Source organism: Streptomyces glomeratus, assembly GCF_021462825.1.
GTDB classification, from domain to species: Bacteria; Actinomycetota; Actinomycetes; order Streptomycetales; family Streptomycetaceae; genus Streptomyces; species Streptomyces glomeratus.
In genome coordinates this window covers 217,319-226,707 of sequence record NZ_JAKEEB010000011.1, presented here as the reverse complement: position 1 = coordinate 226,707, position 9,389 = coordinate 217,319, and the positions used below count along the sequence as shown (strand labels likewise).

The window sequence follows — 9,389 nt, the reverse complement described above, 5'->3', positions numbered from 1 at the left end:
GTCGAGCTGTCCTGGAAGATCCTCGACCCGATCGAGGAGTACTGGGACAAGCACGGCAAGCCCGCACAGTACCCGGCGGGTTCCTGGGGTCCCCGAGAAGCCGACGAGATGCTCGCACGAGACGGACGGAGCTGGCGCAGGCCATGAAGATCGATCTGACCGACACCACGTCAAGCAAGATCAACAAGGCGCTGGTGCAGGGCCGCCGCGCCATCGGCACCCCCGCCGTGGGCATGGTCCTGACCATGGTCATCGTGACCGACGAGGAGAACGCCTACGACTCGGTCAAGGCCGCCGAGGACGCATCGCGGGAGCACCCCTCCCGCACGCTGGTCGTCATCAAGCGGCACGCCCGCACCCCCCGGGACCGCACCGCCTCCCGGCTCGACGCCGAGATCCGCTTGGGCGCGGACGCGGGCACCGGCGAGACGGTCGTACTGCGGCTGTACGGCGAGGTGTCCGACCACGCCGACTCGGTGGTCCTGCCGCTGCTCCTGCCGGACGCGCCGGTCGTCGTGTGGTGGCCGGTGGACGCACCGGACAACCCGTCCCAGGACCCCCTGGGCGCCCTCGCCCAGCGCCGGATCACCGACATGTACGCCGTCGAGCACCCGCTCGACGCCCTCAAGGCCCGGTTCTCCTCCTACGCCCCGGGCGACACCGACCTGGCGTGGACACGACTGACGCCGTGGCGGTCCATGCTGGCCGCGGCACTCGACCAGGCCCGTACGAAGGTGACCTACGCGGCGATCGAGAGCGAGGCCGAGAACCCCAGCGCCGAACTGCTGGCCCGCTGGCTGGGCGTCCGGCTCGAGGTGCCGGTGGAGCGGATCGTCACCGGCGGACCGGTCATCACGGCGGTGCGGCTGGGCACCGAGAAGGGCGAGATCGTGATCGACCGCCCCGAGGGCCCGCTGGCCACCCTGACCCTGCCGGGCCAGCCCCCGCGCACCCTCGCGCTGAAGGTGCGCCCCACCTCCGAACTGATCGCCGAGGAGCTGCGCCGCCTCGACGCGGACGAGATGTACGCCATCGCCCTGCGCGGCGAGGGCGCCAAGGAGAACGCCGGCCATGTCTGACACACCCAGGCTCACCCGACGCCCCGAGTGGACGGCCCTGGAGGACCACCGCGCGGGCCCGCTGCTCCACCCCGACCTGCGTGGGTTCTTCGACCGGGACCCGGGGCGGGCCGAGCGCTACACCGTGCGCGTCGGCGACCTCCTCGTCGACTACTCCAAGCACCTGATCACCGACGAAACCCTCGCCCTGCTCCAGGAACTGGCCGCCGCCACCGATGTGTTCGGACTCAGGGACGCCATGTTCCGCGGCGAGAGGATCAACGTCACCGAGGGCCGGGCCGTCCTGCACACCGCGCTGCGCGCCCCTCGGGACGCGGTGATCGAGGTCGACGGCGAGAACGTGGTGCCCAAGGTCCACGCGGTCCTCGACAGGATGAGCGACTTCGCCGGCCGGGTCCGCTCGGGCCAGTGGACCGGCCACACCGGCCAGCGCATCAAGAACGTCGTCAACATCGGCATCGGCGGCTCGGACCTCGGTCCCGCGATGGCGTACGAGGCGCTGCGCCCCTACACCGCACGGGAGTTGACGTTCCGGTTCGTCTCCAATGTGGACGGCGCGGATCTGCACGAGGCGGTGCGGGACCTTGATCCGGCGGAGACGCTGTTCATCGTCGCGTCCAAGACGTTCACCACGATCGAGACGATCACGAACGCGACCTCGGCCCGCTCCTGGCTGCTCACGGCCATGGACGGCGACGACAAGGCGGTCGCCCGGCACTTCGTGGCGCTGTCGACCAACGCCGGCAAGGTCACCGAGTTCGGCATCGACCCGGACAACATGTTCGAGTTCTGGGACTGGGTCGGCGGCCGTTACTCCTACGACTCGGCGATCGGCCTCTCCCTGATGATCGCGATCGGTCCGGAGCGGTTCCGGGAGATGCTGGCGGGCTTCCGCCTCGTGGACGAGCACTTCCGCAACGCCCCCGCGGAGGCCAACGCCCCGCTGCTGATGGGGCTGCTGGGCATCTGGTACGACGACTTCTTCGACGCCCAGACCCACGCGGTGCTGCCCTACAGCCACTACCTGTCCAAGTTCACCGCCTATCTCCAGCAGCTGGACATGGAGTCCAACGGCAAGTCCGTGGACCGCGACGGGCATCCGGTGGAGTGGCAGACCGGGCCGGTGGTGTGGGGCACCCCCGGCACGAACGGCCAGCACGCCTACTACCAGCTCATCCACCAGGGCACCAAGCTCATTCCGGCGGACTTCATCGGTTTCGCCCGGCCCGTGGACGAACTGAGCGAGGAACTCGGGGGCCAGCACGACCTGTTGATGGCCAACTTCTTCGCGCAGACCCAGGCGCTCGCCTTCGGCAAGACCGGCGAGGAGGTACGGGCGGAGGGCGTGCCCGAGGAGCAGGTGCCGCACCGCACCTTCAAGGGCAACCACCCCACGACCACGATCCTCGCCACCGAGCTGACCCCCTCGGTCCTCGGCCAGCTCATCGCCCTCTACGAGCACAAGGTGTTCGTCCAGGGCGCCGTCTGGAACATCGACTCCTTCGACCAGTGGGGTGTCGAGCTGGGCAAGGTCCTCGCCAAGCGCGTCGAACCCGCCCTGACCGAGGGCGCCGAGGTGCCGGGCCTCGACCCCTCCACCGCCGCCCTCGTGGCCGCCTACCGCACGCTCAGGAAGAAGTGAGACTGATATGACACAGATGCAGTTGGGCCTCATCGGGCTCGGCAAGATGGGCGGCAACATGCGCGAGCGGATCCGCCGCGCGGGCCACACCGTCATCGGCTACGACCACAACCCCGAGCTCTCGGACGTCAAGAACCTGGCCGGACTGGTCGAGAGCCTCGAAGCCCCGCGGGTGGTCTGGGTGATGGTTCCGGCCGGCGGCCCCACCCAGTCCGTCATCGACGAGCTGAAGGACCTGCTGTCCCCCGGTGACATCGTGGTCGACGGCGGCAACTCCCGCTGGACGGACGACGAGAAGCACGCCGCCGAGCTCGGCATCAAGGGCATCGGCTTCGTCGACGCGGGCGTCTCCGGCGGTGTGTGGGGCCTGGAGAACGGCTACGCGCTGATGGTCGGCGGCGACAAGGAGCATGTCGCACGCCTCCAGCCGATCTTCGACGCGCTCAAGCCCGAAGGCCCGTACGGATACGTCCACGCCGGCCGGGTCGGCGCCGGGCACTTCTCGAAGATGGTCCACAACGGCATCGAGTACGCCATGATGCAGGCCTACGCCGAGGGCTGGGAGCTGCTGGAGAAGGTCAAGTCGGTGGACAACGTGCGCGAGGTCTTCCGCTCCTGGCAGGAGGGCACGGTCATCCGTTCCTGGCTGCTGGACCTCGCGGTCAACGCCCTGGACGAGGACGAGCACCTGGAGAAGCTGCGCGGCTACGCCGAGGACTCCGGCGAGGGCCGCTGGACCGTGGAGGCCGCCATCGACCACGCCGTGCCGCTGCCGGCGATCACGGCGTCGCTGTTCGCACGGTTCAGCTCGCGGCAGGACGACTCGCCGCAGATGAAGATGATCGCGGCGCTGCGGAACCAGTTCGGCGGCCACGCGGTCGAGTCGGCGAAGGAGTAACGAGCCGTGGGCGACCTCCTGCTGGTCCGCCACGGCGAAACCGAGTGGAGCCGCTCGGGACAGCACACCAGCTGGACCGACCTCCCGCTCACCCGGCGGGGCGAGGAACAGGCCGAGTCCCTCGCCCCGCTGCTCGCCGGACGCGCCTTCGCGCTGACCCTCACCAGCCCGCTCGGCCGGGCACGACGCACGGCGGACCTCGCCGGGCTGTCCGGTGCCGTTGCGGAGGCCGAGCTCCACGAGTGGGACTACGGCGGTTACGAGGGCATCACCACGGCCGAGATCCACCGAACCCGTCCCGACTGGTGCCTGTGGACCGACGGGGTGCCGCCCGGCCCGCCCGGACATCCGGGCGAGTCGCCCGACAAGGTGGCGGCCCGCGCGGACCGGGTGCTGGCCCGGATCGCGCCCGGCCTCGCCGAGGGCGATGTGATCCTCGTGGCCCACGGTCACTTCCTGCGCGTCCTGGCCGCCCGGCACCTGGGCCTGTCGGCCGCCGAGGGGCGGGTGCTGCGACTGGATACGGCGACGGTCAGCCGGCTCTCCACCGAGCACGGCCGGCCCGTGATCGCGGAATGGAACGCCACCGGAACTTCCGCGGCCTCCCGTCAGTTTCCTTCCACGTTGCCGTAGAAGCGCGAGGACCCGGCCCGTCCACGGGGGCGGACCGGCCTCGACGACGTAGGGAGTTCCCATGGCCCTGTGGGACCGCATCAAGGAATCCGCCTCGACGATGCAGACCCAGCTCGTGGCGAAGAAGAACGATCTGAAGAGCGGCGCGTTCCGCGACGCAAGCATGGCCATGTGCGCGCTCGTGGCCGCGGCGGACGGAACCGTGGACCCCTCGGAGCGCCAGCGGGTGACCCAGCTCATCGCCACGAACGAGGTGTTGCAGAACTTCCCGGCCGACGACCTGCGCCGCCGTTTCGAGGACAATCTGAACAAGCTGGCCGCCGACTTCGACTTCGGCAAGGTCAGCGTTCTGCAGGAGATCGCCAAGGCCAAGAAGAAGCCCGCCGAGGCCCGCGCCGTGATCCAGATCGGCATCGTCATCGGGGGCGCCGACGGGAACTTCGACAAGGACGAGCAGGCGGTGGTCCGGGAGGCGTGCTTCGCGCTCGACCTGCCGCCGCACGAGTTCGACCTCTAGGACCGCTCCGGCCCGGGCCACCCGCTTCGCGGCACTCGCCACGTCCGCACGCGGTGGCCCGGGCCCTGTCGTCGGCGAGGACCAGTCATTTCTCGGCCAACCTCGGCCCGCGCCGCTTGGGGCTGCTGGGAGAGGAGGAGAAGGCGAGGTACCTCCCGGTTTCCGAACTGGTTTCCGGCCGTCACCGTGACATGCGCATACACCGCTGTTCGCCGCAATGTTCGTAGACCAGAAGAGACCGCGCACATCGGCGGGAACCGCCACTGTGGGCACACCCCGCAGGGCCGATACCGTGCTGGCTCCCTGTGCAGGTATCCGCACGAAGGAAACGACCGATGGCCCAAGGCGAGCAGCGCGAGCAGCAGCACGATCAGCAGTACGAGCGATACCAAGGCGGCAGTCCCGAGGCGGAACGGCTGGTGTTCGAGCGCCTTGCCAAGGAGCTGATGGAGGTCCAGATACGCAACGGCCGGGCCGCCGGCGGCGGGGTGTCGCGCGCCTTCCACGCCAAGGCGCCGCTCGCGGTGGAGAACGCCCGGCTGCGCTTCCATGACGACCTGCCCGCCGATCTGCGGGTCGGGTTCGCCCGGCCGGGGGCCGAGTACCCGGCGATCGTGCGGCTCTCCAACGCGAGCGGCATCCGGCAGGGTGACGGGTCGCCCGACCTGCGCGGGGCGGCCGTACGGGTGCGGGTGACGGAGCGGGAGAGCCACGATCTGCTCGCGACCAGCCACCCGGTCTCGCACGCCCGCGACGCGCGGGAGTTCGTGGCGTTCGCCAGGGCGATGGCGGGGGCCCGCACCCCGCTGCAGAAGGCGTTCGGGCTGTTCGTGAAGCTGCCGCTGGCGGTGGGCCTCGTCACCGCGAACCGTATGCGCCGCACCGTCCGCGCCGCGACCCGGCACACGGTCACCTCCCTGGCCGCCGAGACCTACTTCAGCCGGGGGGCGGTCCTGTGGGGCGCCGCCGGGCCGGTGCGCTATCTGCTGCGCCCGGCGCCGGGCACCGCGCCCGCGCTTCCGCCCGACCGCAAGGACCCCGACTTCCTGCACCGTGAGATCGCGCAGCGGCTGGCGAGGACGGACGTCGTCTTCGAGCTGTGCGTCCAGCGGTTCGTGGACGAGCGGCGCACACCGGTCGAGGACGCCTCGGTGGAGTGGGCGCACGCGCCGGTCGTACCCGTCGCGCGGCTGACCGTTCCGAGTCAGGACGTGGACGAGGCCCGGGCCCGGGCCGCCGCCGAGCGCATCGACGCGCTCTCCTTCAACCCCTGGTACACCACGGACGAGTTCCGCCCGCTCGGCAACATCAACCGTGCCCGCAAGGCCGCCTACCGGGCTAGCAGCGCCCACCGGCAGGGGCTCGCGTTCGTGACCCCCGAGCCGTTGCGCAACCGGCTACTGGCACCGCCGGCGAGCGCGGCCTTCGGGTTGCTGAACCGCTATGTCCCCTGGCACCGGCTGCCATTGCCGCTGAGCCTGCTGAACCTGGTGTTCCTGCGCAGGACGCTGCGCCGGCGCAACTTGATCGACACCGAACCCCGCGAGGCCCCGCCGAAGGCCCAGCCGGTGCCGGAGCCGCCTCCGGAGCGGCTGCGCACGGAGCGGTCGTACGACGGCACGTACGGCGATCTGTCCGACCCCCGCATGGGCGCGGTGGGCGCCACCTTCGGCCGCAATCTGAAGCCCGACTACCGGCCCGGCCTCTTCGACACCCCGAACCCGGTCACGGTCAGCCGCGCACTGCTGGACCGGGACCGGTTCCTGCCGGCGACCTCGCTGAACGTCCTCGCGGCCGCCTGGATCCAGTTCCAGGTGCACGACTGGGTCAACCACCGCCGCCATGCGCCGGGCGGCCCGTCCGTCGAGGTGCCGCTGCCGCCGGGCGGCGCGCCCTGGCACAACACCCCGGGGGGACCGGCCGAACGGGTGATGCGGTTCGCCGACAACGTGGGCGTCGAGGTCCCCGGGGGCCGGCCCCCGGTCCTGTTCGGCAACACCGTCTCGCACTGGTGGGACGGTTCCGAGGTGTACGGCGGGGACGAGCGGACCGCCCGTCTGCTGCGCGAGCCCGACGGCGGGGCGGGGCTGCGTCTGGAGGACGGCCACCTCCCGGTCGGACCCCAGGGCATCCCGCTCACCGGCTTCCAGGACAACTGGTGGATGGGTCTGAGCGCGATGCACACGCTGTTCGCGCGGGAGCACAACGCGGTCTGCGAGGCACTGCGCGCCGAGTACCCGTCGATGGGCGAGGAGCGCGTCCACCAGACCGCGCGGCTGGTGGTCTCGGCGCTGATCGCCAAGATCCACACGGTGGAGTGGACACCGGCGATCCTCGCCACGGAGGCCATCGACCTCGCGCTGAGGACCAACTGGCAGGGTCCGCCCAGGAACTGGCTCGACCAGCTCGGCCTGTGGCTGTTCGAGGCGCACTCCCTCAAGGGCATCCCGCGGACGCTGCCGGACCACCATGCGGCGCCGTACTCGCTGACCGAGGACTTCGTCACCGTCTATCGCATGCATCCGCTGATCCCCGACGACTTCGAGCTGTGCGAGCATCACTTCGGCCAGCGGCTGGAGACGGTCGAATTGGCGGACATCCAGGGCGGCGCGGCCGAGCCGCGGATCCGCAAGACGGGCCTGGCGAACACGCTCTACTCGTTCGGCATCGCCCACCCTGGCGCCATCACCCTGCACAACTTCCCGCGCGCGCTCCAGCACTTCGAGCGCGACGGCGAGATCATCGATCTGTCGGTGGTCGACCTGGTGCGCACCCGGCGCCGCGGAGTGCCCCGCTACAACGACTTCCGCGCGGGTCTGCACAGGCGGCGCATCCGCTCATTCGAGGAACTCACCGAGAACGCCGAGACGCTGACCCGGCTGAAGGAGGTGTACCGCTCGGTCGACGAGATCGACACGGTGGTGGGCCTGTTCGCGGAGAACCCGCCGACCGGATTCGGGTTCAGCGACACCGCGTTCCGCGTCTTCGTCCTGATGGCCAGCCGCCGGTTGCAGTCGGACCGTTTCCTGACCGTCGACTACCGGCCCGAGGTGTACACCCCGCTGGGCATCGACTGGGTGGAGAAGGGCGGTATGAAGTCCGTGATCCTGCGGCACTGCCCGGAGCTCGCGGCGCTGCTGCCGCGGGACGCGAGCGCGTTCGCGCCCTGGCGCACGGTACGGCCGACGGCGGACGGAGGCTCGGATGACTGACCACACCCGCGGTCTGCGGGACCTCTTCACCCGGCCGCTGCTGGAGACGGTCTGGCACCGCCGTACCCATCGTGTCAGCCGGGGCGCCACGGTGTCCGCCGGGTCCATGACCTACCGCTCCCCGCACGCCCCGCAACCTCTGTCGGAGCTGGAGGAGGCGGTGCTGATCGCGATGACCGGCTCCACCGGCCTGACCATGCCCGACCGGCCCTTCGAGGACCCGCGGAACGGGACGCCGATCATGGCCAAACCCAACCTCACGATGACGGGGCGGACCGCGGGCAGCCCGGACAACGCGCAGGGCACCCACTTCTTCATGATCAACGACACGGGCACCTACTTCCTGCGCAGACTGCCCCCGGCGCCGCAGGAGCCGTTCGACGCCGGGACGCTGGTGGCCCGGGCGCGCCGGGCCAAGGTGCGGGTGCTCGACCACCGCCTCGACGTCGCCGAGGGGATGCGCGACTTCCCGGCGTACCTGGACTCCAACCGGTTCCTGTCCAATGTGCCGGGCAGCACCGTCTTCTTCCCGGTCGTCGATCTGTCCCACCAGTACATCAACGCCCTGATGTATCTGCTCACGCAGCCGGACGGGGTACGGCCCACGCTGGTCGACGACCGGAACTTCTACCGCCCGGCCGGGGTGCGGAAGTGGATCGCGAACGGGTTCCTGAACGCGGACCTGAAACTGCCGCTGGGCGCGCTCGGCCCCGTGCGCACCCAGATCGAGGCGGACCTGCTGCTGCAGAACCTGATGCTGACGGCCGAGGCGATGGGCCTCGGCGCCTGGATCCACGCCTCCCTCAATCCGCAGATCGCGCTGGGCGACCCGAAGTTCTCGCGGACGTACGGCAGGATGCTCGGCTTCACGTTCGTGACCCCGCGCTGGCGCCTCGCCGACGTCTGGCGCTGGCATGTCCCGCTGCCGCGGTACGCGACGCTGCGCGCACACCCGGTCGGCCTCGCCTCGCCCGACGGCGAGCCGCTGATCACGGCCGCCTGCCCGCCGGCGTACCCCTCCATGGCGGAGGCCGTGGACACGGTGGTCAGGTCGAAGTTCGGCCCCGACGGCATCTACACCGACAAGGACGTCTTCACCCGCATCTACAAGGACGACTACGGGCAGCGCTATCTGGCCGAGGCCCGTGAGTACGACGAGCGGGTCGTCGACTGCGCCAGGGACGTGTGTGCGTACGTCCTCTCGACGCACGGCCGTTTCCCCGCGCACACCGACGCCCTTCACGTCCCGGGCATCTGGCTCCAGGCCCACCACGTGGAGGACGAGTACTACGACCGGTACTTCCGTCACGGACTGACGGAGGCGCACCGGCGGCACGCGGAGCTGTGGGACGGGAACGGCACGGGATGACCCGGCGGGCGCGAACCATTGTGGTCTAGACCCTGAAAC

General features: G+C 70.5%; 8 protein-coding genes. All 8 read left to right on the top strand.

Features of this window, described 5'->3' with window-relative positions; genetic code table 11:
* Positions 1-147: hypothetical protein (locus tag LZ604_RS16520; RefSeq protein WP_234515875.1), on the top strand; the 147-nt coding region annotated here is incomplete at its 5' end.
* A complete protein-coding gene (opcA, locus tag LZ604_RS16515) occupies positions 144-1,079 on the top strand; it encodes a glucose-6-phosphate dehydrogenase assembly protein OpcA (RefSeq protein ID WP_234515861.1) in 936 nt (311 codons plus the stop codon). The genes LZ604_RS16520 and opcA, both read left to right, overlap by 4 nt.
* Positions 1,072-2,721, top strand: coding sequence for a glucose-6-phosphate isomerase (gene pgi, locus LZ604_RS16510; RefSeq protein WP_234515860.1), 1,650 nt, complete (start codon positions 1,072-1,074; stop codon positions 2,719-2,721). The genes opcA and pgi overlap by 8 nt, the downstream gene beginning before the upstream one ends.
* A 16-nt stretch (positions 2,722-2,737) precedes the next feature.
* On the top strand, positions 2,738-3,619 hold the full coding sequence (gnd, locus tag LZ604_RS16505; protein WP_234515874.1) for a phosphogluconate dehydrogenase (NAD(+)-dependent, decarboxylating): 882 nt from the start codon (positions 2,738-2,740) through the stop codon (positions 3,617-3,619).
* 6 nt (positions 3,620-3,625) lie between these two features.
* Positions 3,626-4,252 carry a histidine phosphatase family protein gene (locus tag LZ604_RS16500; protein ID WP_234515859.1) on the top strand — a complete coding sequence of 209 codons (627 nt, stop codon included), beginning with the start codon at positions 3,626-3,628 and terminating at the stop codon, positions 4,250-4,252.
* A 61-nt stretch (positions 4,253-4,313) separates the two neighbouring features.
* A complete protein-coding gene (locus LZ604_RS16495; protein ID WP_234515858.1) occupies positions 4,314-4,769 on the top strand; it encodes a tellurite resistance TerB family protein in 456 nt (151 codons plus the stop codon).
* Positions 4,770-5,104: 335 nt separating this feature from the next.
* Positions 5,105-7,981 carry a peroxidase family protein gene (locus LZ604_RS16490; RefSeq protein WP_234515857.1) on the top strand — a complete coding sequence of 959 codons (2,877 nt, stop codon included), beginning with the start codon at positions 5,105-5,107 and terminating at the stop codon, positions 7,979-7,981.
* Positions 7,974-9,350, top strand: a complete 1,377-nt coding sequence (locus LZ604_RS16485; RefSeq protein ID WP_234515856.1) for a hypothetical protein — start codon at positions 7,974-7,976, stop codon at positions 9,348-9,350. Before LZ604_RS16490 ends, LZ604_RS16485 begins: the two co-directional genes overlap by 8 nt.
* Positions 9,351-9,389 lie beyond the last annotated feature (39 nt).